This is a genomic window from Enterococcus sp. 12C11_DIV0727 (assembly GCF_002148425.2).
In the GTDB taxonomy this organism is placed as follows: Bacteria; Bacillota; Bacilli; order Lactobacillales; family Enterococcaceae; genus Enterococcus_L; species Enterococcus_L lemimoniae.
Genome location: NZ_CP147248.1, coordinates 2,834,213 through 2,851,522, shown reverse-complemented (window position 1 = coordinate 2,851,522; position 17,310 = coordinate 2,834,213). Strand labels below are relative to the sequence as shown.

The window sequence follows — 17,310 nt, the reverse complement described above, 5'->3', positions numbered from 1 at the left end:
CTCTGATTCATTACATAGAGCGATTAAAAAAACTAACCTCACGTTATTTTATGACTGGTCATTTACAAGTAAATAAGTCTGAATGGTCTGTTTTATTTAATTTTTTATCCTTTTTTGGACACACTTGTCCCTTGAGATAAAAAATCGGAAATAATAACATGACAAAACGCTAGGTACGTTATTATATATGAAAAACCCGCTGTTATTTTTGGCATGTTGACCATTGTACTTATTCACCACCTTCGTCATTTCTTAGTTATATTGTAGCATGATCCCATACATTGTGCAAAATAGGGTTATTCTGAAACTGATTGATAGACTTTTAAGCGTTCAGATAGTGTACCTGTGTGTAGTTCAAATAAGTGATTATCGAAATCATAGAAGTAAATCGAGCTTGCTTCTCCAGCTATTCGCGGGCGACCAGCTTTTATTTCTAAACCTAAAGAATTGATTTTGTCTAAGTAAGTCTCATAGTCACTTTCAGTGATTTTAAAGGCAACGTGGTTGTATGTTTTTGTTGGTAATGATTCTCCTTGCATGACTGCTATCCAAAGATCATCGATTAAAAAAAATTTTTCTTGCGCTATCGAAAACGTGTCTACGCCACTTGAATACACTTCTTTTGCATCAAATATTGTTTCAAAAAATAGTGTGGCTTTTTCTAAATCTTGAACGATAAAGGTTACATGACTAATCATTTTCTTGCTCCTTTTTTAATTGATAGTAAAATAGAACAGAGATACTGGTTTTATTCAGCATCTCTGTTTCTTTCCTCTTTAATTTGCTACGATATTTACCAATTTATCTGGAACAACAATCACTTTGCGTACTGTTTTTCCATTGATAAATGATTGGATTTCTTCAGCTGCTAAAGCTTTTTCTTCTAATTCGTCTCTGCTTAATCCTCGAGCAATATTCAATTTTGCACGAACTTTTCCGTTGACCTGGAACACAACTTCAACCTCATCTTCGATCAAGGCTGCTTCATCATATGTCGGCCAAGGAGCATTGGTTAAACTTTCTTTATTTCCTAGGATCGCCCATAGTTCTTCACCGATATGCGGTGCGATCGGTGCTAGTAATTGAACAAAACCTTCAATGTATTCATATGGTAAAACATCTACTTTGTTTGCTTCATTAACAAAGACCATCAATTGAGAAATCGCTGTATTGAAATGTAGGTTTTCCATATCTTCTGTTACTTTTTTAACTGTTTGATTATAAACCTTAGTTAAACGTCCATCATTTATCGTTGTAATTCGGTCACGCATTTTATTATTTTCATCTACGATCAGGCGCCACACACGATCTAGGAATTTACGGCTACCCTCAAGTCCATTTTCACTCCAAGCAATTGAAGCATCTAGAGGTCCCATGAACATTTCATACATTCTAAGCGTGTCCGCTCCGTATTTTTCAACAACATCATCTGGATTCACAACATTTTTCAATGACTTACTCATTTTGGCTGGTGCTTCTTCAAGCTCTTCACCAGTTTCACTATTGATCCAAACTCCGTCTCGTTTTTCAACCATATTGGTTGGTACTAATACACCACGGCTATTACGGAAGCTTTGGCCTAAGATCATTCCTTGGTTATATAATTTTTGGTACGGCTCTTTCGTTGGTACAACGCCGATATCATATAAGAATTTATGCCAGAAACGTGCATACAACAAGTGAAGAACTGCATGTTCCGCTCCACCAATATAAATATCGACAGGCAACCAACGCTCTAGTTTTTCATAGTTAGCAAGTTCATTTTTGTTATGAGGATCGATATAACGTAAATGATACCACGAGCTTCCTGCCCATTGCGGCATTGTGTTGGTTTCGCGTTTGCCTTTTTTACCTGTCTCAGGATCAACTACATTGATCCATTCAGTGATATTTGCAAGTGGTGATTCTCCTGTTCCACTTGGTTTAATATCATCTGTTTTTGGTAATCTTAGTGGCAATTCATTTTCTGGAACAGTTGTCGTTGTACCATCTTCCCAATGAATCATAGGGATTGGTTCCCCCCAATAACGTTGGCGAGAAAACAACCAGTCACGTAAACGATAAGTAACTTCTTTTTTGCCGCATCCTTTTTCTTCTAACCATTGGTACATTTTTTCATTTGCAGCATCTTTCCCTAAACCATCTAAGAAATCAGAATTGATATGCAAACCATCACCAGTATAAGCAGCTTTTGTAATATCGCCACCTTCAATGACTTGAATCATTTCAATCTCAAATTTAGTAGCAAATTCGTGATCTCTTTCATCGTGAGCAGGTACTGCCATCACCGCTCCTGTTCCATAACTTCCTAAAACATAATCTGCGATCCAAATTGGAATTTCTTTTCCATTCACTGGATTGATTGCATACGCTCCTGTAAAGGCTCCCGTTTTTGTTTTAGATAAGTCTGTACGGTCTAAATCAGATTTTTTGCTTACTTCTTCTTGATAAGCTGTAACTGCGGCCTTTTGCTCTGGGGTCGTAATATCATCCACTATCTTCAATTCAGGCGCTACAACTAAGTAACTAGCACCAAATAAAGTATCTGCTCGGGTAGTGAAAACTGTGATAGTGTCCTCACTGCCTTTGATTTTGAAATCAACATTTGCACCTTCTGAGCGGCCAATCCAATTTCGTTGCATATCTTTAATGCTCTCAGGCCAGTCCACTAACTCTAAGTCATCCAGTAAACGATCTGCATAAGCTGTGATTTTAAGCATCCATTGGCGCATCGGTTTTCTGACAACATCATAGCCACCGCGTTCACTTTTCCCATCAATAACTTCTTCATTTGAAATTACTGTTCCAAGTTCTGGTACCCAGTTAACGGCAACTTCTGCTTCATAAGCTAAGCCATGTTCATATAATTTTGTAAAGATCCACTGTGTCCATTTGTAATATTCTGGATCTGTCGTATTAATTTCACGGTTCCAATCATAGCTGAATCCTAATGAATTGATCTGACGTTTAAACGTTTCAATATTTTTTTTCGTAAATTCTGCTGGATCATTTCCAGTATCAAGTGCATATTGTTCTGCTGGTAAACCAAAGGCATCCCACCCCATTGGATGTAAAACACTGTATCCTTGACTTCTCTTCATTCGAGATAAAATATCTGTTGCAGTATATCCTTCTGGATGTCCAACATGAAGACCTTGTCCAGATGGATAAGGAAACATATCTAGAGCATAGAATTTTTCCTTGCTAGGATCGTCATGGGTTGTAAAGCTATTGTGCTTTGCCCAATATTTTTGCCATTTTTTCTCGATTTGCTTGTGATTGTAACTCACGTTTTTCTCCTCCTGTTTAAGTAGCTTTTTTATTCGTATGTTTTAGTGGCGATTTAACTTTACTGCCATTGTACGCCTTGTATTATGCATCATCTACTCTGGCGTAGCCTAGCTTTGATCATTTAAGACCTTAATGGTGATTTACTTACCATCTCTTAACTTTTTTAGATCTAGACTTTTGGTGATTCACTAGTATGGTTACTTCGCTCCCTGTGGTCGCCAAGTATTGCGCATCATCAGCTCAGCAAGCAATCGCTGTGATTTGCAACAAAAACGCCCTACAGGAAAAACTCCTATAGGACGTATAATTGACAACGTGGTACCACCTAAATTCACTTGTATACATACAAGCCTCAGCGTTGTAACGACCGCCGCCGATTTTACTTAATAAAGTGGATTCTTTATACTTGTTCAGTAAAATAACTCAAAGGCGAGTTCGAAAGCTTCTGTACGTATTTTCACCAACCATACGCTCTCTAAAACATGGTTCTTTCTACTATTCCTTTTCACCGTTTAGCTATATTCTATATGCTATCATACTACCAAATATTCAAGTCAAGTTCAATCTTTTATTTTACTTTTAACGTTTGACCAATATAAATGATATCGCCGGATAAACCGTTCAGTTGTTTGATTCTTTGAACGCTAGTTCCATATTTTTGAGCAAGTCCCCATAAAGTGTCGCCACTTTTTACAGAATGCGAACCTGTTGTTTGTCCGCCGCCTTGATTACCAGTATTCGATGACCCAGCAGAACCGCCAGTTCCTTTTTTCACGATTAATTTTTGACCAGGATAAATCATATCTCCGCTTAAATTATTCCATTGACGTAGATTAGCAACACTTACACCATTCGCATTAGCAATTGCCCAAAGAGAATCACCTGATTTTACTGTGTACGAACCAGTTGTTGATCCAGCATTATTTGAACCACCTGTGTTACCTGTTGAGCCGCTATTGCTGCCACTCGTATTACCACCAGTGCTGCCGGAACCCTTTTTCACAATCAATTTTTGGCCAGGATAAATCATATCTCCGCTTAGATTGTTCCATTGGCGTAAATTAGCAATACTAACACCATTCGCATTAGCAATCGCCCATAATGAGTCGCCTGATTTTACTGTGTAATTCGTATTTATTGTTCCAGTATTACCGGAACCACCTGTATTGCCAGAACCGCCAGTATTACCGCCTGTGCTACCACCACTAGCGTTACCAGCACCTTTTTTCACGATTAGTTTTTGTCCAGGATAAATCATATCTCCGCTTAAATTGTTCCATTGGCGTAAATTAGTAAGACTAATACCATTCGCATTAGCAATCGCCCATAATGAGTCGCCTGATTTTACTGTGTAGTACGTGTTTGTTGTTCCAACATTACCAGAACCACCTGTGTTGCCAGAGCCTCCTGTGTTACCGCCTGTATTACCGTTATTGTTACCTCCTGTATTACCAGAGCCCTTTTTCACAATCAGTTTTTGGCCTACATAAATGACATCACTAGAAAGTTTATTCCAGCTCTTGATGTTCGCGATCGACGTGCCGTATTTAGCAGACAATGCCCAAAGGCTATCACCAGCTTTTACTGTATGTGTCACATCTTGGCCGCTTGTCTCACCACCTGTGTTGCCTCCTGTATTGCCATTACCGCCTGTATTACCTTCTCCTGTACTTCCACCAGTGTTGCCGCCGCCTGATGAAGGAGTATCATATTGTGTTAAATTATACGTTGTAATAATATTATTTAGTTTTGAATTATAGCTAGGATCTGTTGCATAACGTCCTGTTAACCACGCAGTTGCATCTCTGTATGAATTCGTGTTACTTTTCCAAGCGCCAGAATAGTAATACACTCCTGCTTGGAATGATGTATTCCTCAAGACGTAAGCATTATCACTAAATGATTCTGAATACGAAGGATATTTTCTAAACGCAGCATCGACTTGAACCCATTGTCCATTCAGTACTTCCCATGTCTTCATCGTAACAGATTGTCCTTGATAACTTCCTTTGATCCCAAATAAATTATGATTAGGCGCTGCCGATAGAGTACTTCTGCCCCAGTCACTTTCAAGAATAGCTTGGGCCATCATTACAGAAGCGTATAAATCATTTGCTGCTGCTACAGAGCGTGCATGTCCAGCAATCTCAGCGATAAACGTACTCGGACTAATACTTCTAGATTGCGCAGCAAATGCTGAACGCATTGCAAGATTTGGTGTTTCAGGTACTTCTGGTTTTTCGGTTTCAGTTGTTGAAGAGTCAGTTGATGCATCTGTCGTTTCAGTAGTCTCAGTACTTTGGGTTGTTTCTGATGTATTTAATTCAGATGATTCTTGTGTCCCAGACGTCTCTTCACTTGAAGAATCAGGTGCTGTCGTTTCTGTCTCTTGTGTCATCGAATCGTTTGTGTCAGTCGTCGTTTGTGTTTGAACGCCTTCTGTATGTGTAGGTGTATCTGAGTAACTTACTTGTGCACTAGCATTTTGATCTTCTGCGGCTTCAGCTATTTTAGGTGCGGCAATCGGTGCAGCAATCGATGAAACAACGATTGCAGAACTAAGCACAGTTGTCCCTTTTTTTAACTGACCATAAGCAAGCTTATTCTGTTCGGCTTTCCTCCGCTCTTTTCTTGACAATTTGTACTTCTCCATAATATATCCTCCGAATTTTCTAAAAAAAGTATTCTCTAACTTATAGTATACCCTTTTTTCAAAGAAAATAGAAATATTTTTTATTTTTTTATTTTTCAAATATACAATTAAAACACAGTTTTTTCTTATTGTTTTACCTTGATTCCGTTATTATTTTTTCCGACTAGGTCTCAAGACTGATTCCGCTCTTTACCTTAGGCTGATTTTTTGATTAAGGGCTTGTTATTCCCTCTAAAAAAAATTATAGTGGAGAAGAAGTTACAGGATTGTAAAATGAGATGGGGGAAAACGAATGAATAAAGAGCACTTTTTGATCGAATTGAAAATCTACTTAAAACCTCTGACTAGCCAACAGCAAATGTTTGTTTTGAATAAATATGAAACAATTTTTGAAGAACGATCCGCTGCTGGGGAAACAGAGGAACAAATTGCCAAAAGCTTAGGAAAACCACGGGGAATCGCTGAAGAAATCTTACAAGAATTTGATATTAGCGTTCCTGAAAAGAAACTGGAAAGAGATGGTTGGCAAGAAATTCAGCCGATTGTAAACGATGATTATTATTATGAAGAAACATTAGAACATCCTTATGATGATACTTACCGTTCTTATGAACGACCACGACATAACGGATTTGTCCGATTCTGTCAGGTTGCTGGCGTCCTTGCATTTAATTTTCTTTTTATGTTTTGGATGATTTTTGCTGCTATTATGGTTTTATTCTCTGGTTGGTTAGTTGCTGTTCTTTTCTTGTTTTCACCAATTTTGGGCGGCATCTCCGTTTTTGCCGGCTTTAATGACGGTACACTATTCCAGTTGTTCTTTAGTATATTTCTTTCTGGCGCTGGGGTTATTGGCTTATTAATTCTGACACCACTTACAAAATTCTTTGGGAAAGTATTAAGACGTTACCTACAATGGAATATTTGCGTTTTAAGAGGAGAGATTTAATATGAAGAAGACAACTGCTTTTTTTCTAACCATTGGAGTTTTAGCAATGATCATCGGCGGAATAGGCAGTGCCGTTTATTTCAGACGCGCTGAACATTCTATGACGGACATGAAAACACAAAATTACGAAATAAAAAATAAACAAAGTACAAAAGAAATTCATCTTAATCTTTCAGGGAATGCTGAATTTTATATTTTGACTGAAAATACAAATAAGGTAAAGATGCAGACTCGAAGTTCTGTCCCAGTTTCACTTGAAAGCTCACTAGATGTTAAAGAAAAAGACAATCAATTAGCTATTTCAGCAAATAGTGACAAGAAAAAATTGGAACTTGACGGATTAAAATTTGATCTTTTCGATAGAGGTTCAGCCGTAACCTTAACGATTCCAAATGATACGGAGCGTTTAATCATTGATGGTAAAGCAACTGGAACAATCAATCTTTCAACGGTTCAAACAAAAGAATTAGACATCACTCTAAATAATCCAGATATTAATGTGAGTGATGTCAATGCAGAAAAATTAGCAATCGAAACGGCTAATGGTGACCTTAATATTTATAGTGAGGTTCGAGCAGACAAAGCAACACTTAAAACAACAAATGGCGATCTTCAAGTAAATGATTTTGCTGCTTCTACTTGGTCTGCTACTAGTACGTCTGGCGATATCTATATAAATACTGCCAAAGGAATTTCTACAATAGAATCAACCAATGGTGAAATCCAAGTAACTGATCTTAAAGGTCAAGCGAAAGTCAAAAGCATTAATGGCGATTTTTCTTTATATGGAACAGAGATTCCTAAAGACTTATTTGTCGAAACCCAACAAGGGAGTATCGATTTGCATACAGAAGAAGTTTTATATGACGTGACGATCAAAACTAAGACTAAGCTAGGTGATAGTACGATTTTTGGTAAAGAACGAACTTCTTATACACGAGGAAAAGGAACGAAGACATTCACATTACAAACAAATTCTGGTGATATTTCGGTTGAGGGACCATCAGATTATGAAGATGGAGAAGATGATTAATTTTCTATCGCTTTTAGAGCCTATACTGGAACTTTTAAAGTTTTTGTATAGGCTTCTTTTTTTTGATATTCTCAGATGTGTTCTTATTTATTTGATGTTATAATGGATTTTAGCTAATTTGGAAAGGATCTTTTATGAAAAATAAATTATACTATCAATTTGCAGGCAGCTGTTTTTTAGTTGTCTTTATGTTCCTAGGTTATGTCGTCCGTTTTTATCCTGGCTGGTTGAAAGGATTTGACCAAACCATCACCACTCTCGTACGGACTCCCTATCCTTCTGCCAATCAGTTTTTTATTTGGTATACAAAATTTGCGGATCCTTTGACTGTTGGAATTCTCACTTTTGCGATTGCTTTCATCTTCTATAGAGGAAAATACTATGCAGAAATGTTTTGGCTTTTGATCAATACAGCTTTGATTGCTGGTGTGGCGAATCCATTGATCAAGTTAGTATTTATGCGTCCGCGTCCAACCTTGGATCATTTGGTCACAGAACATAGTTACAGCTTTCCTAGCGGGCATTCTACGGGAAGTGTGTTATTATACGGAACGATTATTTTACTTTTACCGCAATTTATTAAACAAAAAAATCTTTGTTTATTTTTACAAATTATCTTAGGTTTTGGTATTTTGCTGATTGGTATCAGCCGCATTTATGCTGGAGTTCATTTCCCGAGTGACGTTTTAGGTGGCTTCTGTTTTGGTTTAGCTTGGCTATTGATGACCTATCCGATTTATTTAGAAAAACGCTTTGTCTGGCGTTTTAAAAGCAAACAACAATAGAAAGAAGAATGAACATGTCTGATTTTGATTATACTGAAGATCCCAATAAACGTTATCACACGTGGAATTATGCTTTACGTCAACAGTTTGGCGGAAAGATTTTCAAGGTGCCTTTAGATGGTGGATTTGATTGCCCTAATCGTGATGGCACGGTGGCTAAGGGCGGTTGTACCTTTTGTAGTGTTTCTGGATCAGGAGATATGATCGTAGCACCCCAAGATCCCTTACCGATTCAATTTCAAAAAGAAGTGCATATGATGCATAAAAAATGGCCTCAGGTCGATCAATATATCGTTTATTTCCAAAATTTCACCAATACCCATGCACCTGTCGAAGTAATTCGGCATCGATTTGAGCAAGTGTTAAATGAAAAAGGTGTTGTCGGTATTTCTATCGGTACACGTCCAGACTGTTTACCAGATGATGTAGTTGACTATTTAGCTGAGCTAAATCAACGCTACTATTTATGGGTGGAGTTAGGTCTACAGACGACTTATGAGCATACCAGTAATACAATCAATAGAGCTCATAACTATCAAACCTATCTAGATGGTGTTGCGAAATTACGCAAACATCAGATTCGGGTCTGCACACACCTAATCAACGGATTACCCGGTGAAAGTTTAGAAATGATGCGTGAAAATGTCCGCCGAACGATTCTTGATTCGGATATTCAAGGAATTAAGTTGCATCTACTACATTTAATGACCAATACACGAATGTTACGTGATTACCATGAAGGTCGACTACAATTGATGACTCGAGAAAATTACGTCAATGTTATTTGTGATCAGTTGGAGATGATTCCGCCAGAGATCGTGATTCATCGACTGACCGGTGACGCTCCAACTGATGCTTTGGTTGGTCCCATGTGGAGCTTGAAAAAATGGGAAGTATTAAATGCGATCGATGATGAAATGAAACGACGCAATAGTATGCAAGGAATCTATAATGTCCGTACCGCTAAGGAGGTTCTTATCTGATATGTTACAGACTGCTATGCGTTATAGTCATACACTGTTAAAAGAAGTGATTCAAGCTGGTGATACGGTTGTAGATGCTACGATGGGCAATGGAAATGATACAGCTTTTCTGGCACAACTTGTCGGCTTGAATGGTTCAGTCTACGCTTTTGATGTCCAAGAACAAGCTCTGCAAAATACTGAGAAGAAACTTGTAGAATCAGGAGTAAGAGAGCAAGTACGTCTAGTCCATCAAGGTCATGAAACAATCGCAACGATTATCCCAAAAGAAACAACATTGCGAGCAGCTATTTTCAATCTAGGTTACCTGCCTAAAAGTGATAAGCAAATCATCACAAAACCAGATACAACGAAACAAGCTTTAGGTGCCCTTCTTGCTAGATTAGAATCTAAAGGACGGATCGTTTTGGTTGTTTATTATGGACATACTGGTGGTGAAGCTGAATTGGCTATGGTACAAAACTATTGTCAACAACTACCACAAGAAGAATACAGTGTACTGACTTATCAGTTTATTAATCAGAAGAATAACCCACCGATTTTGTTTTGTATTGAGAAAAAATAAGATGCCATAACAAACAGAGTATATAAATAAAAAACTTGAGTCTTGCTTTACGCAAGGCTCAAGTTTTTTTAGTCGTTTATTCAAATACAAACTGATTATGATAAAGCTCCGAATAAAAACCATCTTTCTCCAATAGTTCATGATGATTTCCTTCTTCAATCACTTCACCGTTTCTTAGAACAACGATGCGATCGGCATTCAAAATCGTCTTCAATCGGTGGGCAATTACAAAACTAGTTCGGCCTTTGATTGCTTCATCCATCGCTTTTTGGATCTTCGCTTCTGTAACTGTATCTACATTACTTGTCGCTTCATCTAAAATCAATAATGAAGGATTCGTAATGATTGTTCTAGCAATACTGATCAACTGCTTTTGACCTGTACTAAAAACATTATTTTCTTCAGTGATTTCTGTATCGTAGCCATTTTCTAGTTCCATGATAAACTCATGGATATTCGCTTGTTTGGCTGCAGCAATGATTGCATCCTCACTCGCTTCTGGATTACCAAATGCAATATTGGCACGAATCGTACCAGAAAATAATACAGAGTCTTGCAACACGATACCTACATGCGAACGTAAACTGCTTAATTCTATTTCTCGAATATCTGTTCCATCAAACGTTACTGAACCACTATTTACATCATAAAAACGATTAAGCAAGTTCATGATCGTCGTTTTTCCTGAACCTGTTGGGCCAACTAAAGCGACCATCTCACCTTTTTTAACATTTATCGAAACATCTTTTAAAATCGGCACTTCTGGATCATAACCAAAATCAACATGATTCAAGGAAACAGATTCGCTGATTCCATCAATTTGCTTGCCATCTTTTGGATTGACTTCATCTGGTTCATCGAACATTTCATTCAAACGGCGAGCACCTGTGATTGCTAATTGAATCATGCTGTAGCCTGATGAAATCTGCATCAACGGTTGATAATATTGTTGTGAATACTGAACGAAAGTTACAACTAAACCTAATGCAACAGTCTTTTCTAAGTCACCATTCAACGCTAACCAACCCCCAAAGAAAATCACGATTGCTGTGTTAACAAGCGACATCCCTTGCATCATCGGAAATAAAAGCCCTGAATAAACTTGCCCTTTAAAGGTTGCTTTACGTACTGTTTCATTATGCTCTAAAAAACCATCAATCGTTTCTTCTTGCAGGCCATTGGTAATAATCACTCGTTGACCACTAATTTTTTCATCCATATAGCCATTCAGTTTACCAACTTCATCTTGCTGAATATCGACATATTTCCGCGCTTTACTGATCACAACGACTGCAATCAAAATTGCTACAGGAGTTGAGGCGATCGTTGCCCAAGCCAACTGGACATTTTGACGGAACATCATGATCAAGATTCCGACAAATAATGCAGCATTCGTCAATACTTGGAGTAACGCTTGATTCAAACTGTTTTGGATATTATCCAAATCACTTGTAAATCGGCTCAAAATTTCACCATCTTGATGTGAATCAAAGAAACGGATCGTTAATTTTTCCAATTTATTAAATAGACCAATTCGCATCCGATTTGTTGATTTCCCAACCACTTGGGTAAACAAGATACTATAAATAAAGCTTGCTGCACTGGTCAATACATAAAAAATCAACAACTTCCAGATAATCTCAATAAATTTGCTTTTATCATCTGTTCCTTGCATCAAAGCGCCGACATAGTTTGCTAACTCTTGAATAGCTTCACCAATAAATTGAGGTGCTTTCACTTGTAAATAAGTAGCAATAACAATCGTCACAAAAATAAACAAGAAGGAAAGTTTATAACGTTTTAAATAATGAAAAAAGAATTTACTTGCTCTTATTAAATCAGTCATTATTTTCATCCTTTCCTTTTTGTGTTTCATAGATTTCTTGATAAATAGGGTTTGTTTTCGCTAACTCCTCGTGCGTTCCCTCACCCACTAATTGCCCTTTGTCTAACACCAAAATTCGGTCAGCATGAACAACAGAAGAAATTTTTTGTGCAATTACGATCGTCGTTGTTTCTTTTAGATCGTTATCTAACGCTTCTCTAACTAAACGCTCTGATCTAGCATCCAATGCACTAGTACTGTCATCAAGAATCAAAATTTTCGGATCACCGATCACACCACGTGAAATGGATAGACGTTGTTTTTGTCCACCAGAAAAGTTGTTACTTCTTTCAGCTACTGGCGCTTCATATTGTAAGGATAATTTCTCGATAAATTCTTTAGCCTGAGCAATTTCAGTTGCCCGGCTCATATCTGCTTCATTCGCATCTTTTTTCCCTTGGCGTAGATTTTGTGAAATTGTACCAGAGAAAAGAATCGCTTTTTGAAGAACAAATGACACAGCTTTACGTAGGCTATGTTCATTAACATCCTTCAAATCAACTCCACCAACTTTTACACTTCCTTCAGATGGATCGAACAATCGTGGAATCAGTTGTGCTAGCGTGGATTTACCAGCTCCTGTAGCTCCTACGATCCCAATCATCTCACCAGGTTTAATAGAAAATGAAATATCTTTCAAAGTATCAGTCTCATCTCCTGGATAGCGGAAACTAACATGGTCAAAAACAACACTGCCATTTAACTCTTGTTCGGGTACATCTTTGTAAGTCAGTGCTGGAACAGTATCCATCACCTCTTTGATTCGTTTGATAGAAACAGCTGCACGAGAAGTCATCATCATCATCATTCCACCGATAATGATAGCCATCATGATTTGCATCAAATAGCTCATAAATGATGCAACACTGCCGATAACAGTCGGATCATCTTTAACTAAGTTACTAACAAGAAAAATCGATCCTACAACCGCTAGATTAGCTGCCAACATAAATGATGGGATCATCACAGAAAAGAGCGTTCCTACGATCAAATTATGTTTCGTCAACTCTTCACTGACTTTAGTGAAACGATTTAATTCATTTTTTTCTTGGACAAAAGATTTAACCACGCGAATCCCTAAAAGATTCTCTTTGGCTAAGCCATTGACTTTATCGATCAATGTTTGAATGATCATAAAATGTTTGCCCATTTGCGAAAATGATAGAGCCGTAATAATGAATACCGCAACAACTAGCAAGACGATCACCCACCACAATTGTGGTAATGTCATCATCGCTAAAATAAAACTTCCGATAAATAGGATCGGGATTCTAAATAATGACTGCAATGCGATCATGATCACATTTTGAATTTGAGTGACATCATTGGTCAGACGAACCACTAAGTTACCTGCTGAAAATTCTTCAATATTTCCAAATGAAAATGTTTGGATTTTGCGAAATGTTGCTTCACGAATATCTGCACTCACACCTTGTGCGACTTTAGCAGAATAAATCGTATTGAAGACACCGGCAATCAAGCCTAAGCCTGCGATCCCAATCAAATACAATCCAAGTTCTTTCATTTGACTCTTATCATCTTTAATAATTGCTTCTAGCACTTTTTGTAATAGTTTAGGCTGCCATAAAGCCGACATGACCATGACAACAACAGTAATCAAGGCTATGGAAACTTCTAGCTTGTACTTTTTGACATGTTCCATAATAATACTCACTTAATCCCAACTTTCTTTGTAAAACTAACCCTACCTGATTCATTGTGCAACTTTCAACGATCATTTAATGTTATTATGTGATGTAGGCAAGACACAATTACCTTAATTGATTTCACAAACTTAACACTGTAAAATAAGGCTGCATAACAATTTACCATTTTTAGCAGTGTAATTCAAGGAGTTAGCTTCTATTTTAGATAAAAGGATGAGAAAATTTGGACTCAAAATTATCAAAAGAAAAAATCGTTCAAGCAGCATTCCAATTGCTGTCAGAAAAACCTGAATTGGAAAAACTATCGATGCGGAAAGTGGCGCAAAAACTTGGTATTCAAGCCCCAGCAATTTATTGGCACATAGAAAATAAACAAGCCTTGCTCCAAAGTATGGCTGAAGAAATCGAGAATCACTTTATACCGCCAAAAACGCAAGCAAACTGGAAAGAAACGATTTATGCTTATATGGAAAACTATTATGAGCTGTATCAACACTATCCTTGTGCCACAGAAATTGAAATCCAAACGATCCCTTCTTATCCATCCCGCTTAAGAAACCTTGATGCGATCCTTGGAATTTTAAATGAAGCTGGGTTCTCCATAGAATTAAGTTATATGACGATTACTTCTTTACAACATTTATTATTCGGCATGCTAATGGATTCATCAGAGGAAAAAAAATTATACAATAAAGTCATGGCTGGGGATGACTATTTAAAAAAACAAATTATTTTGATGAAACAATACGTGCAAGAACATGAGTTGAACAACATCAGCGAAAGTATTCAATACCGACAAAAAGAAAAGCAAAAGGAATTTTTTATGAAAACCTTGCGCGTATTTTTAAATGGGTTAGATACGTTCCTCTAATAATAAATACGCAAAAAGCTTGGAGTTTTTTTCATCCAAGCTTTTTTTCTTTATTTTTCTAACGGCAACCATGCCAATACTCGTTGAATCCACGTATCCCAAAAAATCCAATCATGATTTCCTGGACCCGTTTCAAATGTGTGTTCAATAGTATTAGAAGTCAACGCCGATGCCATCTTTTTATTTCCATATAAAAGCAAATCCTCCTCACCACAACAAAGAAAAATATTAGGCGGTGTTTTGCCGCTTTTAACTAATTGATCAAGTAAAAACATTGGATCGTTGCTTGATCCTTGAACTTGCTCGAAAGGACCAAAAATCCCTTCCCAGAATTTTTGTCCTCTAACAGCCAAAAGATCTTCCATTCTATCAGCAAGATTTACCGCCCCTGACAAAGAAGCCACAGCGCCAAAACTTTCTGGCTTAGCCAAACCGAGTTTTATCGCACCATAACCACCCATTGAAAGACCAACTGCAAATGTTTTAGCTCTTTTCGTTGTTAATTGCGGGAAAAGTTCATGGCAAATAGTTGGCAATTCTTCTGAGATAAAGGTCCAGTATTTCATATCATAGCGTGTATCTGTATACCAGCCAAGATCAGTAGATGGCATGATCACAGCTAATCCTAAATCAGCGACATAGCGTTCTATCGATGTCCGTCGTTCCCATACACTGTGATTGCCGCCCATTCCATGAAGCAGATACATTACTGGAACATCGGTTAGTCTACCATTCGTTGCTGTACCGACTTTTTTCTCTGTTTTTTGTGGTAGTATAACGTTCATTGACATTTCCATTTCCAATACATTTGAATAAATACTTACTTGTAAAAAAGCCATCCAACATCCCTCATTTTCTTTTTCTATCATTGTACCATTAAATCGATTCGTTTTGACTTAAGACCTACATATCAAAAAACTCGTTCTTCTAGGAAGAACGAGCGGGGAGGAGTTAAAAATGAAAAATGATTTGCTTAAGTTGTTGTCTTTTGGTATGTCAATATAATACAAAGTAAATATGAACTTTATGTGCCAAATTTACGTATAATATGGTCATTTTTTTTAAAGAAAATCATAACTCCATTATTATGCTAGTTTCTTTTTGACACTGATATTCAAAATCATTGCAATGATGATTAGCCCAATACCAACTACATAGACATTATGCAGACCAGCATAAAGCATGCCGCGCAGAGGTTTAAGTAAATCAGCTGGAATGGTATTAGCTGTATGCGGATTAACTAACTGGTTCATAACATCTGAGTCAACCTTCAAGGTACTTTTAGCTAACTCTGAAGTTGTTACGGCATTGATGATCACACCAAAAATCGAAACCATTAACGTTTGTCCGATTGTTCTAGCTAACGTATTGAATGATGTTGCAACCCCCATTTCTGATGGATCGACACTGCTTTGAGCCGTCACAGTAGTAGTTGTGATCGTGATCCCAAAACCAACGCCTAAAACAGAAGAAATCGCAAAAAACCAAACAAATGAAATCGTTGCTGGAACTAATACTAAGAAAATCCCCCCTAGTAACGTAATACTTAACCCGATTGTTAATACTCGTTTTGTCGTATGTTTTTCCATTAAATTACTAGCAATAAATGAACCGACCATCCACAAAATCGACATAGGGGCTAATACTAAGCCACCGATTCCGGCACTTTTTCCTAGTACGCCTTGCATCCACATTGGTATATAAACTTCTACCCCCATCAAAAAGCCACTGATCAACGCCGCTACGATATTGACGATCACAAAAGTAGAGTTTTTAAACAGCTTCAAATCAATAACAGGATCTTTGGCTCTTTTTTCCACCAAGATGAACAGGATAAAAAATAGAAATGAGGCTCCTAAGCACAGGAATACTTTTAAATCAAAACCGCCATCACCGATCAATTGAAACCCTAATAATAAGGTTAATAAGACTAGCATCAGTTGAATACTACCCAAAATATCCATCGGCACTTTGCTTTTTTCTCGTTTTGGTTCAACTAAAAAGTAAGCAATCAATCCCATTAACACAATACCAATTGGTACGTTAATAAAGAAAATCCAGTGCCAACCAACAGTATCTACGATGAACCCTCCAGCCAGAGGACCGAAAATACTGGCAATTCCCCAAGCTGCACTATTTAATCCTAGCATTTTTGCACGTTTGTCAATTGAATAAATATCGGCCAAAATCGTCAAAGCAACAGGCATGATTGCTCCTGCCCCAATTCCTTGAATTGCTCGGGCAATGATCAACGTTATCATATTTTGCGCCAAACCACATAAGGATGATCCAATAATAAAAATAATAATTCCGATCATAAAAATTGGCTTACGCCCGATTTTATCTGCCAACTTCCCATAAATTGGCGTTAACATTGCATTAGTTAATAAGTAAATAGAGAAGACCCAGTTCATGATCTCCATACCATGTAATGATCCGACGATTGTCGGCATTGCAGTTGAAACGATCGTTCCTTCGATTGCTGTCATAAAGGTTGCAACAAAAACACTGATCGTTACAAGTTTGACGTTTGTTTTTCTTTCCATGTATCTCCATCCTTTTGGCTATTCTTTTTGATACGGTTACTTATTCATTTACAGAGTTTTGTTGAGACTATTTCGAGACTTT

13 protein-coding genes and 1 other annotated feature are annotated in these 17,310 nt (G+C 37.4%); of the genes, 6 read left to right on the top strand and 7 right to left on the bottom strand.

Features of this window, described 5'->3' with window-relative positions; all coding sequences use genetic code 11:
* Positions 1 to 296 precede the first annotated feature (296 nt).
* The 3 genes from fosX to A5866_RS13530 form a co-directional block, all read right to left on the bottom strand.
* Positions 297 to 698 (bottom strand): FosX/FosE/FosI family fosfomycin resistance hydrolase, encoded by a 402-nt coding sequence (gene fosX / locus A5866_RS13540; RefSeq protein ID WP_086445126.1) that lies wholly within the window; start codon positions 696 to 698, stop codon positions 297 to 299.
* Positions 699 to 776: 78 nt separating this feature from the next.
* The gene (gene leuS / locus A5866_RS13535) at positions 777 to 3,290 is read right to left on the bottom strand and encodes a leucine--tRNA ligase (RefSeq protein WP_086445127.1); all 2,514 of its coding nucleotides are present in this window, start codon (positions 3,288 to 3,290) and stop codon (positions 777 to 779) included.
* Positions 3,291 to 3,583: 293 nt separating this feature from the next.
* Positions 3,584 to 3,809 (bottom strand) — a binding site (T-box leader).
* Between the two features lie 50 nt (positions 3,810 to 3,859).
* Positions 3,860 to 5,944, bottom strand: a complete 2,085-nt coding sequence (locus A5866_RS13530) for a muramidase family protein (protein WP_086445128.1) — start codon at positions 5,942 to 5,944, stop codon at positions 3,860 to 3,862.
* Positions 5,945 to 6,236: 292 nt separating this feature from the next.
* Here A5866_RS13530 and A5866_RS13525 point away from each other — a divergent pair, with 292 nt between their 5' ends.
* The 5 genes from A5866_RS13525 to A5866_RS13505 all read left to right on the top strand — a co-directional run bounded on the left by A5866_RS13525 (position 6,237) and on the right by A5866_RS13505 (position 10,259).
* Positions 6,237 to 6,893: a DUF1700 domain-containing protein gene (locus A5866_RS13525; protein WP_086281761.1), complete on the top strand. Its 657-nt coding sequence runs from the start codon at positions 6,237 to 6,239 to the stop codon at positions 6,891 to 6,893.
* 1 nt (position 6,894) lies between these two features.
* Entirely contained in the window at positions 6,895 to 7,926 is a 1,032-nt protein-coding gene (locus A5866_RS13520; RefSeq protein WP_086445129.1) for a DUF4097 family beta strand repeat-containing protein, read from the top strand.
* Positions 7,927 to 8,060: 134 nt separating this feature from the next.
* Positions 8,061 to 8,711 (top strand): phosphatase PAP2 family protein, encoded by a 651-nt coding sequence (locus A5866_RS13515; protein ID WP_086281759.1) that lies wholly within the window; start codon positions 8,061 to 8,063, stop codon positions 8,709 to 8,711.
* A gap of 14 nt (positions 8,712 to 8,725) precedes the next feature.
* A complete protein-coding gene (locus tag A5866_RS13510) occupies positions 8,726 to 9,694 on the top strand; it encodes a TIGR01212 family radical SAM protein (protein ID WP_086445130.1) in 969 nt (322 codons plus the stop codon).
* A 1-nt stretch (position 9,695) separates the two neighbouring features.
* Entirely contained in the window at positions 9,696 to 10,259 is a 564-nt protein-coding gene (locus A5866_RS13505; protein WP_086281757.1) for a class I SAM-dependent methyltransferase, read from the top strand.
* Between the two features lie 76 nt (positions 10,260 to 10,335).
* Here the strand turns inward: A5866_RS13505 and A5866_RS13500 are convergent, their stop codons facing one another.
* Positions 10,336 to 12,105: an ABC transporter ATP-binding protein gene (locus tag A5866_RS13500; protein ID WP_086445131.1), complete on the bottom strand. Its 1,770-nt coding sequence runs from the start codon at positions 12,103 to 12,105 to the stop codon at positions 10,336 to 10,338.
* Positions 12,098 to 13,807, bottom strand: coding sequence for an ABC transporter ATP-binding protein (locus tag A5866_RS13495; RefSeq protein ID WP_422389662.1), 1,710 nt, complete (start codon positions 13,805 to 13,807; stop codon positions 12,098 to 12,100). The genes A5866_RS13500 and A5866_RS13495 overlap by 8 nt, the downstream gene beginning before the upstream one ends.
* Before the next feature lie 227 nt (positions 13,808 to 14,034).
* Here A5866_RS13495 and A5866_RS13490 point away from each other — a divergent pair, with 227 nt between their 5' ends.
* A complete protein-coding gene (locus A5866_RS13490; protein ID WP_086281754.1) occupies positions 14,035 to 14,682 on the top strand; it encodes a TetR/AcrR family transcriptional regulator C-terminal domain-containing protein in 648 nt (215 codons plus the stop codon).
* 50 nt (positions 14,683 to 14,732) lie between these two features.
* On the opposite strand, the gene A5866_RS13485 is transcribed toward A5866_RS13490, so the two are convergent.
* Positions 14,733 to 15,521: an alpha/beta hydrolase gene (locus A5866_RS13485; RefSeq protein WP_086281753.1), complete on the bottom strand. Its 789-nt coding sequence runs from the start codon at positions 15,519 to 15,521 to the stop codon at positions 14,733 to 14,735.
* Between the two features lie 246 nt (positions 15,522 to 15,767).
* Positions 15,768 to 17,228: an MDR family MFS transporter gene (locus A5866_RS13480; protein WP_086445132.1), complete on the bottom strand. Its 1,461-nt coding sequence runs from the start codon at positions 17,226 to 17,228 to the stop codon at positions 15,768 to 15,770.
* Positions 17,229 to 17,310 lie beyond the last annotated feature (82 nt).

Excerpts from the sequence above, each read along its gene's own strand:
- A5866_RS13500 (WP_086445131.1), bottom strand. The coding sequence starts at position 12,105 with ATGACTGATTTAATAAGAGCAAGTAAATTCTTTTTTCATTATTTAAAA.
- A5866_RS13515 (WP_086281759.1), top strand. The coding sequence starts at position 8,061 with ATGAAAAATAAATTATACTATCAATTTGCAGGCAGCTGTTTTTTAGTT.
- A5866_RS13480 (WP_086445132.1), bottom strand. The coding sequence starts at position 17,228 with ATGGAAAGAAAAACAAACGTCAAACTTGTAACGATCAGTGTTTTTGTT.
- A5866_RS13510 (WP_086445130.1), top strand. The coding sequence starts at position 8,726 with ATGTCTGATTTTGATTATACTGAAGATCCCAATAAACGTTATCACACG.
- fosX (WP_086445126.1), bottom strand. The coding sequence starts at position 698 with ATGATTAGTCATGTAACCTTTATCGTTCAAGATTTAGAAAAAGCCACA.
- A5866_RS13495 (WP_422389662.1), bottom strand. The coding sequence starts at position 13,807 with ATGGAACATGTCAAAAAGTACAAGCTAGAAGTTTCCATAGCCTTGATT.
- A5866_RS13525 (WP_086281761.1), top strand. The coding sequence starts at position 6,237 with ATGAATAAAGAGCACTTTTTGATCGAATTGAAAATCTACTTAAAACCT.
- A5866_RS13485 (WP_086281753.1), bottom strand. The coding sequence starts at position 15,521 with ATGGCTTTTTTACAAGTAAGTATTTATTCAAATGTATTGGAAATGGAA.
- A5866_RS13520 (WP_086445129.1), top strand. The coding sequence starts at position 6,895 with ATGAAGAAGACAACTGCTTTTTTTCTAACCATTGGAGTTTTAGCAATG.
- A5866_RS13530 (WP_086445128.1), bottom strand. The coding sequence starts at position 5,944 with ATGGAGAAGTACAAATTGTCAAGAAAAGAGCGGAGGAAAGCCGAACAG.
- A5866_RS13505 (WP_086281757.1), top strand. The coding sequence starts at position 9,696 with ATGTTACAGACTGCTATGCGTTATAGTCATACACTGTTAAAAGAAGTG.